Here is a 17,541-nt window from a genome sequence, read left to right as displayed (position 1 = left end):
CTTGTGGCCTTGCCGCGAGCACCCGCCCTTTACCCCCCTTTTCGGGGCTCACCTCGATCCTCCCCCCCATAGGGAGAGGAAGTAACGCGGCCTACTCGTCCGCGCCTGGGTCCATCCCCGGAAACAACACCTCGGTATACCCAAACCGGCTGAAGTCGGTGATGCGCGACGGATACAAGCGGCCGATCAGATGATCGCACTCGTGCTGCACGACGCGCGCATGAAACCCCTCGGCATTGCGGTCGATGCGCTCCCCTTTCGGGTCCAGCCCCTGATAGCGGATCAGCGAGTAGCGGCTCACTACGCCACGCAACCCCGGCACCGAGAGACAACCCTCCCAGCCCTCTTCCATGTCCTGCGAAAGCGGCGTGATCATGGGATTCAGCAGGATGGTACGCGGCACCGCCGGCGCATCGGGATAACGCTCGGACTGGTCGAAGCCGAAGATCACCAGTTGCAGGTCCACGCCGATCTGCGGCGCGGCAAGGCCGACCCCACCGGCATCATGCATGGTGTCGAACATGTCCGCGATCAGCGAATCCAGCCCTGCGCTGCCGATCATCGCATCAGGAACCGGTGGCGCCACCCGCAACAGCCGCGCATCGCCCATCTTCAGGATCTCTCGGATCATGGAACGCCTCGCTTGTCGCAGGTTTGCCGCCCAGCAGGCATTGGGCCAGCCGAAGCGCCAGTCTACCGCGCAGATGGCGATGCCAGCGTGCCCTGCGCCGCCGGGGAGCATTCGACCAATGGCTAATGTTGCCGAGCGCATAATGGCATTGACCACCGGGTCGGCCGGGACGACCCTTGCCGGGGACTGCTCAGGAGCCATTGCGCATGCATACCGCCGTTGCCAAACCGAGTCCCGCCGGCAAGATCCTCTGGGCCGTCATTGCCATCGTCGGCGCCTGGTGCCTGGGCGTCGTCGCCCTGCGCCGAGGTGAGCCGATCAATGCCATCTGGGTGGTGGCCGCCGCCATCTCCGTCTTCCTGATCGGCTATCGCTTCTACGGCAAGTTCATCAACGACAACGTCCTGCGCATGGATCCGAGCCGGGCCACACCCGCGGTCCTGCGCAACGACGGTCTCGACTACGTGCCGACCGACAAGTGGGTGGTGTTCGGTCACCACTTCGCCGCGATCGCGGGCGCCGGGCCGCTGGTCGGTCCGGTGCTGGCGGCGCAGATGGGTTACCTGCCCGGCACGCTATGGATCCTGTTCGGCGTGGTGTTCGCAGGTGCCGTACAGGACTTCATGATCCTCGGCCTTTCGCTGCGTCGCGATGGCCGTTCGCTGGGCAATATGCTGCGCGACGAGTTGGGGACCGTGGCCGGCGTGGTCGCCATGTTCGGTGTGCTGGTCCTGATGATGATCGTGCTGGCGGTGCTCGCCCTGGTGGTAGTCAAGGCGCTGACGCACAGCCCCTGGGGCACGTTCACCGTAGCCTGCACCATTCCCATCGCGCTGCTGATGGGCATCTACCTGCGCTGGATTCGTCCAGGCAAGATTCTCGAAGTGTCGATCATCGGCCTGGTGCTGCTGCTGACCTCGATCTGGTTCGGTGCGCACGTCAGCGCCTCGTCGACGCTCGCTCCGATGTTCAACTTCGACGCCAAGGCGCTCGCCTGGTTGCTGATCGGCTATGGCTTCTGCGCCTCGGTGCTGCCGGTATGGCTGCTGCTGGCGCCACGCGACTACCTGTCCACCTTCCTCAAAATTGGCACCATCATGTTGTTGGCGCTGGCGATTTTCCTGGCCGCGCCAACACTGCAGATGCCGGCCGTGACCAAGTTCATCGATGGCACCGGCCCGGTGTTCCAGGGCAACCTGTTCCCGTTCCTGTTCATCACCATCGCCTGCGGCGCGGTGTCCGGCTGGCATTCCATCATCGCTTCCGGCACTACGCCGAAACTGCTCGCCAGTGAGGGCGAGGCCCGCATGGTGGGTTACGGCGGCATGCTGATGGAGGCTTTCGTCGCCATCATGGCGCTGATCGCCGCTGCATCCCTGCATCCGGGCGTGTACTTTGCCATGAACTCGCCATCCGCCCTGATCGGCACCACGGCACAGCAGGCCGCCACCACGATCAGCGAATGGGGTTTCGTGGTGACACCGGACGAGCTGCTCAATACCGCCAAGAATATCGGCGAGACGAGCATACTCAGCCGCGCCGGCGGTGCGCCAACGCTCGCTGTCGGCATGGCCCAGCTACTGCACGGCATCATTCCTGGCGCAGGCATGATGGCGTTCTGGTACCACTACGCGATCCTGTTCGAAGCGTTGTTCATCCTTACCACGGTGGATGCGGGTACGCGCGTGGGGCGCTTCATGATCCAGGAGATCGCCGGCCTGGTGTACAAACCGCTGCAACACACCGAGTCGTGGACCGGCAACCTGCTCGCCACCGCCATCTGCGTGGGTCTGTGGGGCTACTTCCTGTACCAGGGCGCGGTCGATCCGCTGGGTGGCATCAACACCCTGTGGCCGCTGTTCGGCATCGCCAACCAGATGCTCGCTGCCGTGGCGCTGATGCTGGCGACCGTGGTCACGGTCAAGCTCAAACGCGAGCGCTACGTGCTGGTGCCGGGCATTCCCGCCGCCTGGCTGGTCGTGTGCACGCTCACCGCCGGCTGGCAGAAACTCAGCGGTCCCATCAGCTTCTCTGCCGCCGCGCAGAAGTACGCCCAGGCCGCCGCTGACGGCAAACTGCTGGCACCCGCCAAGGATGCCGCGGAGATGCAGCGCATCATCACCAACAACTATGTGGATGCCGCGCTGACTGGCATCTTCATCCTGCTGATCCTCGCCATGCTTGGCTTCACCATCAACGCCATACTCAAGGCCTGGCGCGTCAACCATCCGACCGCGCACGAAGAACCGTACATAGCCTTGGGGAGCATGCCCACGCTTTGAGGGCAACGATTATGAAACTCGACTTCCAGGCCATACGTAAGTGGGCGGTGCAAACCGCCCGCCTCTGCTGCGGCGTCCCCGACTACGACGTCTATGTGAAACACCTGCGCGAACACCATCCCGAGCGCCCGGTGCCCAGCTACAAGGAATTCTTCCGCGAGCGCCAGATCGCCCGCTACAAGGGCACCGGCGGACGTTGCTGCTGAGTCGCCGACGCGTTCCCGAAAGGCCATGCCTCGAAGCGGGGCGTGGCCTTTCTCGTTTGCATAAGCACCATGACGGACGGCGCTGGGCTTTCCATGCCGTTCCCTTCATGATCGGGCCGTGAATATGCATTGCCCTGAGCCACACGTCTCACCATGAGCGAACACCACCTTACCCAGCCGACCTCGGAAGTCGAAGCTCAGCACAGCATCGGCTTGCGCGTCATCGCCATCTACAAGGCGGTGAAAACCGTCTGCCTGATTCTGGTGGCGGCGTTCGCTTTTCATCTCGACCGCGAGCAAAACTTCGAGAAGCTGGTGCACTGGCTGGAACACCTGTCGCTCAGCGACAGCAATGGTTTGCGTTGGCGTTTGGTCGAGCTATTGCAGCAAATGGGCCCGAGCAAGTTTGTCGCGATCGGGCTGGTCGCGCTGGCCTATGCGGCGATCTTCGCCACCGAAGGTACCGGGCTTTGGTTGCGCAAGCATTGGGCGGAATGGTTCACGGTGGTCGCCACGGGTTCGCTGATTCCGATCGAGTTCTACGAGACGCTGCATCGCTTCAGCTGGTTGAAGCTGGGAGCGTTGGTGGCGAATGTCGCCATCGTGATTTACCTGGTGAGAATTGCGTTGCAGCCGCGGCCGCCGAAGGTTCGTTGAGCTGTGGCTCCTTCTCCCTTTTGGAGAGAAGGTTGGGATGAGGGGTCGGTGCTCGCGACAGCGCGACAACTGAACGAGATGGCCAGCTTGCCGCTTACGCAGCGGGCGTTTCGACTGCCTGCCGGCAGCCGAGTCACTTTTCTTTTGCTGGCCCAAAAGAAAAGTAACCCAAAGAAAATGGCCTCAAAGAGCTCATAGCATTGCGAGAGATACGAGCCTGAAGGGCGTAGACAGATTGGTTGCGGCCCATGGCCTACACACAGCGGCTACACCGCAACGCGCCGAGGCGAAGAGGGCTTAAGGCGTGAATGGTGGGGTGGTCATCCGGGCATCGGAATACTGCAAGCGTATCGACCATCGGCCGGACCTGCTTTAAGTCCTCATCGCTTTGGCGCGTTGCGGGGCAGCCGCTGTGTCTCGCCGTGGGCAACCAGCTATTGGCTCGCGGAAACCTTCCAACGCTTCTATCCCACGGAGTGCTACCAGCTCTTAGGGCCGTTTTCTTTGGGTTACTTTTCTTTTGGGCCAGCAAAAGAAAAGTGACTCGAGCGCCGGCAGGCGATCGAAACGCCCGCTGCGTAAGCGGCAAGCTGGCGGAGAGGCACGGTTGTAGCGTCGTCGCAAGCACCCGCCCCTCATCCCAGCCTTCTCCCCGAAGGGGAGAAGGAGCAGAGCGCGGCACCCGCCGCATCCCACGACGAGAAAATCGCGCTACACCTCGTGGTGCAAACCCTCAACCGTCATCCCACCGCGCCGCGGCGCCAACTCCACCAGATACATCGCCGCCAACACCAACATGCCGCCAGCAAGCATTCGCCAGGTCAACGCGTCGTGGCCAAAACTCACTGCAAAGCCGGCGGCAAACACCGGCTCAAGCGTCATCACGATCGCTGCGCGCGTCGGCGACAGATGCGCCTGTGCCCATGTCTGCACCAGCATGGCCCCTGCGCCGGCAGCCAACGCCATGTAGACGACCGCCATCCATGCATCGCGATCGGGAGGCAGGACCGGACCGGCCGGCAAGGTCGCGAACAGACAGATGGCCGCGATCACCATCACCTGCACGGTAGACAGCGCAAAGGCGCTTCCCGCCCGCGACCACGCGCCCAAGCCAACAATGTGCAAGCCGTACAGGGCTGCCGAGGCCAGCGTGAGCCATACGCCGTAGCCGATGCTAAGACCATGCAAGGCGAGCAGGCCCAGGCCGCCCACCGAGAGCAGCACAGCAATCCAGGTGACGGGCGGCAGGCGTTGGCGCATCAGCACGGTGCCGAGCAGCGGCGTAAACACCACGTACATGCCGGTGACGAATCCGCTGATGCTCGCCGACGTGTGCTCCAGGCCGGAGGTCTGCAACAACTGTGCGATGCCAAAAATCGCGCCAAGCGCGACGCCCTGCCCCCACTCCCGCCGGCTCAATCGCATTAATGGGCGGTGGAAGAACACCAGCATGACGAACGCGGCGATGAGGAAGCGAACGGCCAGGAAATCGGCCACTGGCATGCGCGTCACCAGATCCTTGATCAGGAAGAAAGTGGAGCCCCAGACCGCGGTGACAGAAATTAGCCCGACCGTTGCGAACGTCGCCGTGCGCGACGACAGAGCACTCATGCGCCAGGTTTCCCGCCAGCGGGCTTGCGCCGCATCAGACGCAGCCATTGGCCGGGAATCTGCAACAGAAAATGCGTCCAGATGCCGAGCCACACCAAGGCCGACAGCCACGGCTTGCGGGCGGCCGGATCGAACTTGCGGAACCAGCGCCACATGCCGCGATGCTTGTGTCGACTGACGAAAACGGGTCGATGCCGACTCGAACTGCCCTTGCCGTGCAGCACGCGCACATCACCTGCCAGCATTACGCGGTAACCGGCGTCGCGTACCCGGCGGCACAGGTCCAGGTCCTCGCAGTGCAAGAAGTAGTCTTCGTCGAAACCGGCGAGATATTCGAAGACGCGGTGCGGCAACAGCATCAGCGCGCCTGAAACCGCCTCCACCTCTACCAACTCCTGCGGTATCGGCCCTTCGATATTGACGCCTTCACCCGGGCGCTTGAACAGGGTATTCAGGGCGCGACTCAACAGGGGATCGCGACGATACGAGGCCGGGTCGGGCACACCGTTCTCGTCGCACACGACGGCGCCAATCACGCCGGCGCGCGGATGGGTGGCCAGCATCTCCAGCAGGCGCCGCAACGTGTCGGTGTCGATCAGGCAATCCGGATTGAGCACCAGCACGGACTTGCCATGTGCCTGCGCCACGCCACGATTCACCGCCGGACCAAAGCCCAGGTTGGCGTGGTTGTAGACGACGTGCAGGCGCGCATCGTTCTCGTACGCGCGCGCAATGGCCTGGGGAACACCATCGCCCGAGGCATTGTCGACCAGGATGAATTCCAGCGGGACTTCGCAGGCCAGCACGCGGCGCGCGCACTCGCGCAACGAGGGGCCGCTGTCGGCAGCCACCACGATCACGCTGACCGGCAGTACCGAGGACAAGGATGGTTGGGCGGAGTTGTTCACAGGATCCAAGTATGCGCGAGGTGTGGCGTGTCGAGGAGTGTAGAAACGTAGAGCAGGCGTTGCAGGGCCTGGCTAGGATAGGCGCCCAAGTCCCAGCACCTCGTGCAGTGACGTGGGCACGCCGTCAGGGCTGCGCGCCAGCCAGGGTTGCTCGCCTTCCCAGCCGCATAACTCCCATCCCGACAAACGGTGCAAGCGATCGGCCTGGCGGTCCCACAGGGTGTCGCCCCGCCCTTCAGGCAGGCTCGCCACGAACCAGCGTCCGCCCGGCCCGAAACAGCAACGCGGACTCACGTTGTCGATCACCCGCCCCTTCGCGAACACGTAGCGCCCCTGATCACTCCCGCCGGATTCGTAGCGCAGCGGCTCCCCGCAAGGATCGGTCAATTCGTCGCCTGCCTCGCACCAAGCGGCGCGCGATAGCTCAATGATCTGCGCCGGCGGCCCCATCGGCGCAAGCGCCATTTCCTGCCAGGCCGGCGCAGGCGACGCATAGGGCGCACGCCGCACGCGTCGGTCCAGCAGGGACTCCATCAGCGCCACCAGCGAGAAGCCCACCAGCGCCCCCAACAAAGCCGCACCCCACGCCACGAGGTCGCCACCCAGCGCTCGCTGGACGGCAAACAGCAGCCCCGGCAAACCCCAACGCAAACCGCGACGGCACAGCGCTGCGTAATGCACGATGCGCCGCGCAAACACGACAGCGCCCACGACCAGCAACAGCAACAGCGGCAAGCCCAGCCACCAGGGACATAGCCCCAGCAAACAGGTCCAGGCCAACGCCGGTAGCACCCGCACGAGCCAACGCGCCACCGGGGTGGTCACGCTAGAGCCGCGCGAATAGTACACGCCACGCGGAGAACCGGAACCGGCTCCCAGCGCGGTCGCCAACCATCAGCCGCACCATACCCGTGCATTGCGGAACATGCGCATCCACGGCGAATCCTCGCCCCACTTCTCCGGATGCCAGCTCATCTGTACCGAGCGGTGCACGCGCTCGGGGTGCGGCATCAGGATCGTCACACGACCGTCCGCGGCGGTGAAGCCGGTAAGGCCGCCCGGCGAACCGTTCGGGTTCAGCGGATAGTCTTCGGTCGGCCGGCCACGGTTGTCGACAAAGCGCAGTGCGCCGCCCGCCTTGGACGGACTGCAGGCCTGCGGGAAGCTCACGCGTCCCTCGCCATGCGCCACCGCCACCGGAATGCGCGAACCGGCCATGCCCTTGAAGAAGATGCTCGGCGAATCGAGCACCTCGATCGTGGCCAGGCGCGCCTCGTACTGTTCCGAGGTGTTGCGCAGGAACTTCGGCCAATGCTGTGCGCCCGGAATGATGTCCTTGAGCTGGCTCATCATCTGGCAGCCATTGCAGACGCCCAGCGCGAAGCGCGTGTTGTCGGCGAAGAACGCGCTGAACTCGGCGCGCAGGTAGTCGTTGTAGAGGATGGATGTGGCCCAGCCACGACCGGCGCCCAGCACGTCGCCATACGAGAAACCGCCGCAAGCAGCGAAGCCGCGGAAGTCGGCCAGCTTGATGCGGCCGCTGGCGAGGTCGGACATATGCACGTCCACCGCCTCGAAGCCGGCACGCGTAAACGCCGCGGCCATTTCCACCTGGCCGTTGACGCCCTGCTCGCGCACCACCGCCACGCGCGGTCGCGCACCCTTGGCGATATACGGCGCGGCGATGTCTTCCGCCGGATTGAAGCTGAGCTTGGGCGAGATGCCCGGGTCGGCATCGTCGAGGCGCCATTCGCGCTCGGCATCAGCCGTCATCGGGTTGTCGCGCAGACGTTGCATGGCTGAGCTGGTCTCGTTCCACGCTTCGAACAGCGTGGTCCAGTTCCACTTGAACAAGGTGTCGCCGTTGTGGAACAACTTGATGCCCAGCTTTTCCTTCGGGCGGCCGATGCGATAAGCCATGCCGGTGAGGCCGTGCTTGACCAGCAGCGCCTCGAACGCCTCGCGATTGGCGGATGCCACCTGCACGACCGCGCCAAGCTCTTCGTTGAACAAGGCGCGCAGCGTTGCTTCGGCCCAACCGTCAAGCTGGATCTCGAGGCCACAATGACCGGCGAACGCCATTTCCAGCAGGGTCACGATGACGCCGCCGTCGGAGCGATCGTGATAGGCCAACAGCAAGCCACCCGCGTTCGCTTCCTGGACCAGATCGAACAGCCCCTTGAGGCGCTTCGCGTCATCGAGATCCGGCGGCACCCCGCCGCCACGGTTGAACACCTGGGTAAGCGCGGAGCCGCCCAGGCGGTCGCGGCAGGCACCGAGGTCAAGCAGCCACAGTTCGGAATCGCCGCGATCCAGGCGCAGTTGCGGGGTCAGCGTGCGGCGCACGTCGGTGACGCGCGCAAAACCAGTGATCACCAGCGATACCGGCGACACCGTGCGCTGCGGCTGGTCGCCGTCCATCCAAACAGTCTGCATGGACAGCGAGTCCTTGCCGACCGGGATGGAAATGTCCAGCTCCGGGCACAACTCCATGCCCACGGCCTTCACCGCATCGAACAGGGCCGCGTCTTCGCCCGGATAGTTCACCGCGGCCATCCAGTTCGCCGACAAGCGCACTTCGCTGAGCGCCGCGATGGGTGCGGCAGCCAGGTTGGTGATGGCTTCGCCGACCGCGAGGCGGGCAGCGTCGGCACTGTTGAGCAAGGCCACCGGCGCACGCTCGGCCATCGCCATCGCTTCGCCGGTGTAGCCGTCGAAATCAGTGATGGTGACCGCGGCATCGGCGACCGGTACCTGCCACGGGCCCACCATCGGGTCGCGATGGTTGAGGCCGCCGACGGTGCGGTCGCCGATGGTGATGAGGAAGCTCTTGCTGCCCACCGTGGGCAGGCGCAATACGCGCAGCAGCGCCTCGTCCATGCCGATGCCGGTGAGATCCGGCACCAGGTCGACGCGCGGCTTCAGGCGCGTGGCATCGCGATGCATGCGCGGCGGCTTGCCGAACAGCACATCCATCGGCAAGTCGATCACCAGCGTATCGGTGCGCGGATCGTGCAGCACCAGCTGGCGCTCCGCCGTCGCGTCGCCCACGACGGCATACGGGCAGCGCTCGCGTGCACAGTAGGCTTCGAATTCGGCCAGGTCCTCGGCGCCGATCGCCAGCACGTAGCGTTCCTGCGACTCGTTGCTCCACACCTGCATCGGCGACAGCGACGGGTCATCGCACGGCAAGCGCGAAAGATCGATACGACCACCCACGCCGGCATCGTTGAGCAGCTCGGGGATGGCGTTGGACAAACCACCTGCGCCCACGTCATGAACGCTGACGATCGGGTTCTTGTCGCCGCGGCGCCAGCACGCGTCGATCACTTCCTGGCAGCGGCGTTCCATCTCGGCGTTGTCACGCTGCACCGAGGCGAAATCCAGTTCCTTGCTCGAGGTGCCCGAGGCCACCGACGACGCGGCGCCACCGCCCAGGCCGATCAGCATGGCCGGGCCGCCCAGCACGATCACCTTGTTGCCCGGCTGCACTTCGCGCTTCTGCACATCGCTGCTGCGAATATTGGCGAGGCCACCGGCGAGCATGATCGGCTTGTCATAACCACGGCGAACACCGGTTTCGCCGGTTTCGTGCTCGTAGGCACGGAAATAGCCGCCCAAACAGGGACGTCCGAATTCGTTGTTGAACGCGGCGGCACCCAAGGGACCATCGCGCATGATCTCGAACGCGGTGGCCATATGCGGTGGCAGCGGACGATCGACCTCCCACGGCCGCGGAGTACCCGGGATGCGCAGATCCGATACCGAGAAGCCGGTGAGGCCAGCCTTGGGCTTGGCACCACGACCGGTGGCACCTTCGTCACGAATCTCGCCGCCCGCGCCGGTCGCCGCGCCAGGCCACGGCGCGATCGCGGTCGGATGGTTATGCGTCTCCACCTTGATCGCGTAATCGACGCGTTCCCGATGGGCACGCCACACGCCGTCCTTGTCGGCGAAGAAGCGCATGCCTTCGTAGCCTTCGATCACCGCCGCATTGTCCTTATAGGCAGACAACGTATGCGCCGGCGAATGCTGATGGGTGTTCTTGATCATGCCGAACAGGCTCTTTTCCTGTTCGTTGCCGTCGAGCGTCCAACTCGCGTTGAACACCTTGTGGCGGCAATGCTCGGAGTTGGCCTGGGCGAACATGAAGAGTTCGGCGTCGGTCGGGTCGCGACCGAGTTCGGCATAGCGCTCTGCGAGGTAGTCGATCTCGTCGTCGGCCAGCGCCAAGCCCAGTTCGGCATTGGCCTTGGCGAGGGCGGCGCGGGCATCGCCGCCGAGGGCGATATGCACCAGCGGACCCGGCTGCCCCGCCAGGAACAAGCCCTGGGCGTCACGCAGATGGGTCAGCACGGATTGCGTCATCGCATCGTGCAGCACCGTCATCACGGCTTCGTGCTGCGGCGAGCCCTCCTCCGGCAACCCGGCGACCTGCCAGGCCGTGCCACGCTCGACGCGATGTACGTCAAAGCCGGCGCCGTGCAGGATGTCGGTGGCCTTGCTCGACCAGGGCGAAATGGTGCCCAGTCGCGGCACGACCCAGAGCGAGGCCGTCTCCGGCTCCGCATCCTTGGCCTCCAGCACCTCGAGCAGACGCCGGCGCTGTTCGCCCTGCGGCATCACCGCGGCATCGATGAAATAGACAAACCAGGAAGACTGGACGCGAGTGCCACGATGAATGGCTTCCAGGCGTGCGTTCAGGCGTTCGAGGCGGAAAGGAGAGAGGGCGCTCTGCCCGTCGAGTGCGATCATTCGGGGAGGGGAGCTATGCGAAAACGCCTATTGTACCCCATGGCGGGTCAAGGCTACCGCGCCGCAGCATCCGAGCGCGCAGGAGGCCCCCGCTTCCCTCGCCGTCATCCCCGCGAAAGCGGGAGGCGCTTTACAACGGCGAAGCTGGTCACCCAGTGCCTTTCGCTCTGTTGTGACGTGACTGCGACCTGGCTCGCCTGCCGCGGGCTTCCGGCCTCCTACCGGAGGCCGGGTCACTTTCTCTTGCGTGCCCAAGAGAAAGTAACCAAAGAGAAGGGCACCCCGCTTGGCGCTTGCCGAGCTCACGCTCGGCAAGTCCGTGAGGGTCGGCCGGGCTTTTCGACAGGGCTCCTGCCCTGACGAAAAGGCATCGGCTTCCCTGCCGATGCCCCCTGCGGGGCCTGATCGTCCGCCCCTCACCGCCGCACAGGGGCCCCAAAAGTCAAAAGCAGAGCCGAAGGCTCGAGCAGCGCGTGGCGCTGCTCATCGCACTTGGCCGGTTGCACTTGGCAAGTTGCTCTCGGCTTTGGTTTTGGCCTTGGGGGTTGCTCTGCCGCTCTCCGGGTCCCCTATGGCGCGGCGGGTGGGTCGAGGAAAAGCCCGTAGGGTGGCCGGCACGGATGCCGGCCAGTTTGTCGTCAGGGCAGGAGGCCCTGTCGACAAACCTCCGTAACCTACCCGCGCACCTGGAGGGCGTAGCCTGGAAGGCGCGCTATCGGGGTGGCCTCTCTTTTGGTTGCTTTTCTCTGGCCACGCAGAGAAAAGTGACCCGGGCCGCGGCAGCGGCTCTGAAGCCCGCCGCAGGCGAGCCCGGTTGCGGGAGCCCAACACCAAGAGCGAAAGTCACTGGATGACTCGCTGCGCTCGCCCCTTCGGGGCCGCCCTACGGGCGTTCTGCGCGCTTCGCGCTTGTCCCGCCTTCTCGGGGATGACGGTGAGGGACGTTGCGGGGGTTCGCGGGGATGCGGGTGCGGGCCTGAGCAACGCCCCCGACAGACGCCAGGCGACCCTCTCAGCCGCCCGCCTTACCCTTGTTCAACAACTCCAACATCTGCTCCGGCGTCACATAGCCGCCAAGCATGGTGCCGTCTTCCGCGAAGATGGTCGGCGTACCGGTGACGCCCAACTTCACGCCCAGCTCAAACTGATCCTTGACTGGGTTAGCGCAGGTGGCCGACTTAGGCGTCTTGCCTTCCTTCGCCGCGGTAAAGGCCAGCTTGCGGTCGGCGGCGCACCAGACCGAGACCATTTCGTTGTAGATCTTGGTGTTGCGGCCGGCCGGATCGGTCACGCCATCGCGTGGCCACGCCACGTACTCCAGTGCAATGCCGGCCTTGGTGAACGCTGCCACGTGTTCGTGCAGTGCACGGCAGTAACCGCAATTCACATCAGTGAACACCGTGACCCGGTAGCGTGGATTGGCCGGACCAAACACAATGCGCGCGGATTCGGGCACCTTGGCCAACTCGGCCTTGCGAAACGCCGCCCAACCGGCTTCGTTCAAATTCTTCTGGGCAGTCAAGTCGAGGAGATCGCCGTTCATCATGTATTTGCCGTCGGCGCTGACGTAAACCAGCAGCCCGCCGGTAATCACCTGATAGAACCCCGGCACCGGCGCCGGCTTGATCGAATCGATCTTCGCCGTCGGCACCACCGACAGCACAGCCTTGCGCACAACGTCCTCCGAGCCCGACGGCGCACCTTCGCTGGCAGCACAGGCGTTGAGCGCGAACCCGCTGACGCACAGGGCCAGCAACCATTTCTTGAACATCTCGAACCTCACGAGCATTCGTTTCCGCAGACGGAAACGCGGGGAAGGAGCCATTCTGGCACAGGCGACCGAATGGTTCCGTCAGGCGGTTGGCAGCCTCCATGCCTCCGCTGAGCTCAGCCTCGCGGATGGTGCTGGGCGTGCAGGCGCTTCAGGCCTTCCTTCGCCACCAGGGTGTAGATCTGCGTGGTGCTTAGTGCGCTATGGCCCAACAGCATCTGCAAGGCGCGCAGGTCCGCGCCGTGATTCAACAGGTGCGTGGCGAAGGAATGACGCAGCACGTGCGGCGAAATGCGCTTGGGCGTGATGCCGGCCACCAGGGCATAGCGTTTCACCAGGGTCCAGAACATCTGGCGCGTCATGCCTGCGCCGCGATTGCTGAGAAACAGCGCGACGGGCTGACGTCCTCGTGCCAGCGCGGGCCGCGCGCCATGGAGATAGGCCTCGATATGTTCCGCCGCCACCTCGCCGATCGGCACCAGACGATCCTTGCCACCCTTGCCGGTCACCCGCACCACGCCCTGGCGCAGGTTGAGCGATGCGAGCGGCAGCTCGACCAGTTCGGACACGCGCAGCCCCGAGGCGTACATCAGCTCGAGCATGGCGCGGTCGCGCAGTCCCAGCGTGCTGCCGAGGTCCGGCGCATCGAGCAGGCCTTCGATCTCGCGCTCGGCCAGCGCCTTGGGCAGGCTGCGCGGCGTCTTGGGACGCTCGATCAGCAGGGTCGGATCGTCGAAGCCCGGCTCGGTACGCGCCAGAAAGGCGTAGTAGCGGCGGAACGCCGATTGCCGCCGCGCCAGTGAACGCACGGCGACCGCCTGGCGGCCGTGATAGGCGGACAAGTGGTGGCGCTGCGCGCGGCGCAGGTCGAGTCCCTGCATGGCCAGCCACCGCGCGAGCGCCTCGAGGTCCTGGCGATAGGCGTCCAGCGTGCGGTCGGCCAGGCCATCCTCGGACCAGACGCGTTCGATGAAGGCGTCGATGCTGCGGCGGTCCGCATCGGTAATACTTGGTTTTTCTTCCTGCATGGACGCGATGCTCGCCGCCGGCCACGTCGCGTGCAAGCGCTCATTAATCAGTGGCCGCACCCCGATGACCTCCAGCACGCTTTCCGCCGATGTGACCTGCCCGCTGTGGCGCCGCCTGGCCGCGCTGATCTACGACTTGCTGGCCGTGGTCGCGATGGTCATGGTGGTGGGCTACGTCTGCCAGCGCGTCACCGGCGGCACCCTGATCCGCACGGATGGCCATACCCAGATCGCCTGGTGGTATCAGCCGCTGCAGGCGCTGGTGGTGTCGGCTTACTTCGTCGTGTCCTGGCTGCGCGGTGGCCAGACCCTGGGCATGCGCGCGTGGCGCATTCGCGTCACCGCCAGCGACGGCGGTCGCCCGACGCGGGCCCAAGCCCTGATACGACTGCTGGCGGCGGCGCTACCGATGCTGCTGCTGGGGCTGGCACCCTGGATCGGCACGCGGGGTGCCCTATGGGCCGTCGTCCTCGGTTGGGTGACATGGTTTGGCGTGGCCGCTATTGATCCTCGACGACGCGCCCTGCACGATCTTGCGGCCCGCACCGAGTTGCGCCGCATCAGCTGAGCTATACGTCCGCATCAGGCACCAGCTGGCAACACGGCAGGCTGGACTCGGCAGCACAGCCCCAGTAGCCGAGATCCTGCTGCTCTGCGAGCGCTCGTAAGCAACTGATTCAACAGGCGTGAGACGATGCGGCGGCGCAGCACAGGACGCCCAAACCGGGTACCATGTGGCCTCTCCGATGCTTCCGGTTCAGCCGCATGCTTTATCAGATCCACGAGTGGCAGCGCGCCATCCTCGGCCCGCTTAGCCACTACGCCGATGCCAGCGCGAAGATGTTCAGCGAGCTCACCAGTCCGCTGTCGCATGTTCCGGGGGCCCAGCGCCTCGCCGCTGGCTATGAGCTGCTGCACCGACTGGGCAAGGAATACGAGAAGCCGTCCTTCAACCTGCCGCAGGTCAATGCGCATGGTGAGGAAATCGCTGTTATCGAGCGCGTGGTGCTGGACAAGCCGTTCTGCCAGCTGAAGCGCTTCAAGCGCTTCAGCGACGATCCGGACACCATCGAGAAGATGAAGAATGATCCCGTCGTGCTGGTGGTGGCGCCGCTGTCAGGACATCACGCCACCTTGTTGCGCGACACCGTGCGTACCCTGTTGCACGACCACAAGGTGTTCATCACCGACTGGGTCGATGCGCGCATGGTGCCGACCAGCGAAGGCGCGTTCCATCTCGACGACTACGTGGCTTATATTCAGGAATTCATCCGCCACATCGGCGCGCATCGCCTGCATGTGATCTCGGTATGCCAGCCGACCGTGCCGGTGCTCGCTGCCGTGTCGCTGATGGCTGCACGCGGCGAACAGACGCCGCTCAGCATGACCATGATGGGTGGTCCGATCGAGCCGCGCAGCAATCCGACCGGGGTGAACAACCTTGCCACCACGCGGCCGCTGAGCTGGTTCAAGGGCAACGTCATCCACACCGTGCCGGCGAACTATCCGGGGCGCGGTCGCGAGGTCTACCCGGGCTTCCTGCAGCATGCAGGCTTCATCGCCATGAACCCGGGCCGCCACGTCAACTCGCACTGGGATTTCTACGAAAACCTGCTGCGTGGCGACGAGGACGATGCCGAGTCGCACCGCAAGTTCTACGACGAATACAACGCCGTGCTCGACATGCCGGCCGAGTACTACCTCGACACCATCTCCACTGTGTTCCAGCAATTCCTGCTGCCGCGCGGCCTGTGGGATGTGGCCGGCGAACGCGTGAAGCCCAGCGCCATCACCACCACCTCGCTACTCACCATCGAAGGCGAGTTGGACGACATCGCCGGTATCGGCCAGACCGAGGCCGCCCACGATCTGTGCACCGGCATTCCGGTTGACCGCCGCCTGCACCGGGTGATCGAGAGCGCCGGCCACTACGGCATCTTCAGCGGCAGGCGCTGGCGCGAAGTGGTCTATCCGCAGGTGAAGGATTTCATCCGCAAGTTCGATCGCCCGCAGGGCTGATCGAACTTGCGCCGCCGTAGCGAGCCGGGCGCGAACGCTTAGCTACGGACGAAGAAGCGCTGGAAAGCATCGACCGTTCGCGCGATGCCTTCGTCATCAATGTCCAGATGCGTCACCAGTCGCAACGTCGGCAGATAACCGATGCTGATGCGCACGCCAGCCTCGCGCAAATGGACGTCCAGTTCGCGCAGGCGATCAGCCGGCACGTCGACAAAGACCATGTTGGTGAAGTGACCCAGCAGCTTGACGCCCGGAACATCTCCTAGCCCCGCCGCCAAGGTTGCCGCACGCGCATGATCGTCGGCCAGGCGCGCCACATGATGGTCCAGCGCATAACTGGCTGCCGCCGCGAGCAGGCCCGCCTGGCGCCAGCCGCCGCCGGTGACCTTGCGCCAGCGGCGCGCTTTCTCGATCAACGCCGCATTGCCCACCAGCACCGAACCCACCGGTGCGCCCAGTCCCTTGGACAGGCACACCGACACGCTATCGAAGTGTTTGGCAATCTCGCGTGCGGCCACACCGCTGGCGACGGCGGCGTTGTAAAGGCGTGCGCCGTCCAGGTGCAGGCCCAGCCCGCGCTCGCGGGTGAACTCACGCGCCGCCCGAATATAGTCCAGCGACATCACCCGGCCATGCCAGGTGTTTTCCAGCGCAAGCACACGCGTACGGGCAAAATGGGGGTCGATCGGCTTGATCGCCGCCGCGACCTTGTCCAGCGGCAGCGATCCATCCACGTCGTGAGGAATCGGTTGCGGCTGGATCGAGCCCAGCACCGCCGCGCCACCGCCCTCGAACTTGTAGGTATGCGCGTCCGCGCCGACCAGATACTCGTCACCGCGCTCGCAGTGCGCCATCAGCGCCAACAGGTTCGACTGCGTGCCGGTGGGCACGAACAACGCCGCCTCGAAGCCGAGCTCATCCGCGACACGGCGTTGCAATGCATTGACGGTCGGATCTTCGCCATACACATCGTCGCCCACGGCGGCATCCAGCATGGCCGCGCGCATGGCTTGGGTGGGACGGGTCACGGTATCGCTACGCAGGTCGATCGGTTCCACGGTGGCTGCTCTTTCAGGGACAGGCGAACAGCTTGCGCACTTGCCGGCTGCCAGGCAAGCGCTTCCAGATCAGGGAGCGAATGATCGCCTGGATCTACGCTTGGACACCCCACACCGAGGCTGGAAGGAGCCACCGCCATGAACAAGAGCGACGTGATCAGGGAAGTAGCCGCCAAGACAGGACAATCGCCGGAGCAATGCGAGGCGGCACTTAAGGCTTTCGAAGCTATTTGCGGCGACGCCTTGACCCACAAGTTCAAGGGCATCAAGCACGATCACGGTCACGTCATCAGCGAGATGGCCCGTAAGACCGGCGAGAACGAGCCAGCATGCCAGCTCATGATGAAGGCGTTCGAGGAGGTGTTCGACGAAGCCTTGAGCGCCAAGCTTGGCTTCCTCCGCAAGAGCGCCTCGTAAGAGCTCTTCAGTATTCCTGCGAGGGGTAGGCATCGGAATATACGCCCGCCCTACTCGTCGTCCCAGCGGCCTCAACAGCCTGGATGGCGAAGCTCGCCAGGAAGAGGCGTGATCGCTAGATTGGCCCCTCATCCCAGCCCTCTCCCTTCGGGGAGAAGGCGGGGATGAGGGGCGGGGCTTGCGATCACGCGTTGACCG

The 17,541-nt window shown here is 64.8% G+C and carries 14 protein-coding genes; 6 read left to right on the top strand and 8 right to left on the bottom strand.

All coding sequences use genetic code 11. From position 1 onward, the window contains the following. Positions 1–91: 91 nt before the first annotated feature. Positions 92–631: a peptide deformylase gene (gene def, locus OUZ30_RS16365; RefSeq protein WP_266149697.1), complete on the bottom strand. Its 540-nt coding sequence runs from the start codon at positions 629–631 to the stop codon at positions 92–94. Positions 632–837: 206 nt separating this feature from the next. Here def and OUZ30_RS16360 point away from each other — a divergent pair, with 206 nt between their 5' ends. The 3 genes from OUZ30_RS16360 to OUZ30_RS16350 all read left to right on the top strand — a co-directional run bounded on the left by OUZ30_RS16360 (position 838) and on the right by OUZ30_RS16350 (position 3,776). Continuing rightward, entirely contained in the window at positions 838–2,913 is a 2,076-nt protein-coding gene (locus OUZ30_RS16360) for a carbon starvation CstA family protein (protein ID WP_266183494.1), read from the top strand. 11 nt (positions 2,914–2,924) lie between these two features. Further along, complete coding sequence (locus OUZ30_RS16355; protein ID WP_266183493.1) at positions 2,925–3,119, top strand: YbdD/YjiX family protein; 195 nt, start codon at positions 2,925–2,927, stop codon at positions 3,117–3,119. A gap of 153 nt (positions 3,120–3,272) precedes the next feature. Then, positions 3,273–3,776 (top strand): DUF2127 domain-containing protein, encoded by a 504-nt coding sequence (locus OUZ30_RS16350; protein ID WP_266183492.1) that lies wholly within the window; start codon positions 3,273–3,275, stop codon positions 3,774–3,776. Between the two features lie 711 nt (positions 3,777–4,487). Here OUZ30_RS16350 and OUZ30_RS16345 read toward each other — a convergent pair. The 6 genes from OUZ30_RS16345 to xerD form a co-directional block, all read right to left on the bottom strand. Then, positions 4,488–5,387, bottom strand: coding sequence for a DMT family transporter (locus OUZ30_RS16345; RefSeq protein ID WP_266183491.1), 900 nt, complete (start codon positions 5,385–5,387; stop codon positions 4,488–4,490). Continuing rightward, positions 5,384–6,295 carry a glycosyltransferase family 2 protein gene (locus OUZ30_RS16340; RefSeq protein WP_266183490.1) on the bottom strand — a complete coding sequence of 304 codons (912 nt, stop codon included), beginning with the start codon at positions 6,293–6,295 and terminating at the stop codon, positions 5,384–5,386. The genes OUZ30_RS16345 and OUZ30_RS16340 overlap by 4 nt, the downstream gene beginning before the upstream one ends. A gap of 72 nt (positions 6,296–6,367) precedes the next feature. Beyond that, on the bottom strand, positions 6,368–7,120 hold the full coding sequence (locus OUZ30_RS16335) for a hypothetical protein (RefSeq protein WP_266183489.1): 753 nt from the start codon (positions 7,118–7,120) through the stop codon (positions 6,368–6,370). 69 nt (positions 7,121–7,189) lie between these two features. After that, complete coding sequence (gene purL, locus OUZ30_RS16330) at positions 7,190–11,050, bottom strand: phosphoribosylformylglycinamidine synthase (protein ID WP_266183488.1); 3,861 nt, start codon at positions 11,048–11,050, stop codon at positions 7,190–7,192. Positions 11,051–12,062: 1,012 nt separating this feature from the next. Then, positions 12,063–12,821 (bottom strand): DsbC family protein, encoded by a 759-nt coding sequence (locus OUZ30_RS16325; protein ID WP_266183487.1) that lies wholly within the window; start codon positions 12,819–12,821, stop codon positions 12,063–12,065. 116 nt (positions 12,822–12,937) lie between these two features. Further along, a complete protein-coding gene (gene xerD, locus OUZ30_RS16320; RefSeq protein ID WP_266183486.1) occupies positions 12,938–13,849 on the bottom strand; it encodes a site-specific tyrosine recombinase XerD in 912 nt (303 codons plus the stop codon). Here xerD and OUZ30_RS16315 point away from each other — a divergent pair. After that, positions 13,848–14,417 carry an RDD family protein gene (locus OUZ30_RS16315; RefSeq protein WP_266183485.1) on the top strand — a complete coding sequence of 190 codons (570 nt, stop codon included), beginning with the start codon at positions 13,848–13,850 and terminating at the stop codon, positions 14,415–14,417. The genes xerD and OUZ30_RS16315 overlap by 2 nt on opposite strands. 197 nt (positions 14,418–14,614) lie before the next feature. Further along, the gene (locus OUZ30_RS16310; protein WP_266183484.1) at positions 14,615–15,868 is read left to right on the top strand and encodes a polyhydroxyalkanoate depolymerase; all 1,254 of its coding nucleotides are present in this window, start codon (positions 14,615–14,617) and stop codon (positions 15,866–15,868) included. Positions 15,869–15,906: 38 nt separating this feature from the next. Here the strand turns inward: OUZ30_RS16310 and ltaE are convergent, their stop codons facing one another. Next, on the bottom strand, positions 15,907–16,926 hold the full coding sequence (gene ltaE / locus OUZ30_RS16305; RefSeq protein ID WP_266183483.1) for a low-specificity L-threonine aldolase: 1,020 nt from the start codon (positions 16,924–16,926) through the stop codon (positions 15,907–15,909). A 138-nt stretch (positions 16,927–17,064) separates the two neighbouring features. Here ltaE and OUZ30_RS16300 point away from each other — a divergent pair, with 138 nt between their 5' ends. Continuing rightward, the gene (locus OUZ30_RS16300) at positions 17,065–17,343 is read left to right on the top strand and encodes an HU family DNA-binding protein (RefSeq protein ID WP_266183482.1); all 279 of its coding nucleotides are present in this window, start codon (positions 17,065–17,067) and stop codon (positions 17,341–17,343) included. The last annotated feature ends 198 nt before the right edge of the window (positions 17,344–17,541 follow it).

Source organism: Dyella humicola, assembly GCF_026283945.1.
Taxonomy (GTDB): domain Bacteria; phylum Pseudomonadota; class Gammaproteobacteria; order Xanthomonadales; family Rhodanobacteraceae; genus Dyella; species Dyella humicola.
This window is presented reverse-complemented; position numbering and strand designations above follow the sequence as displayed.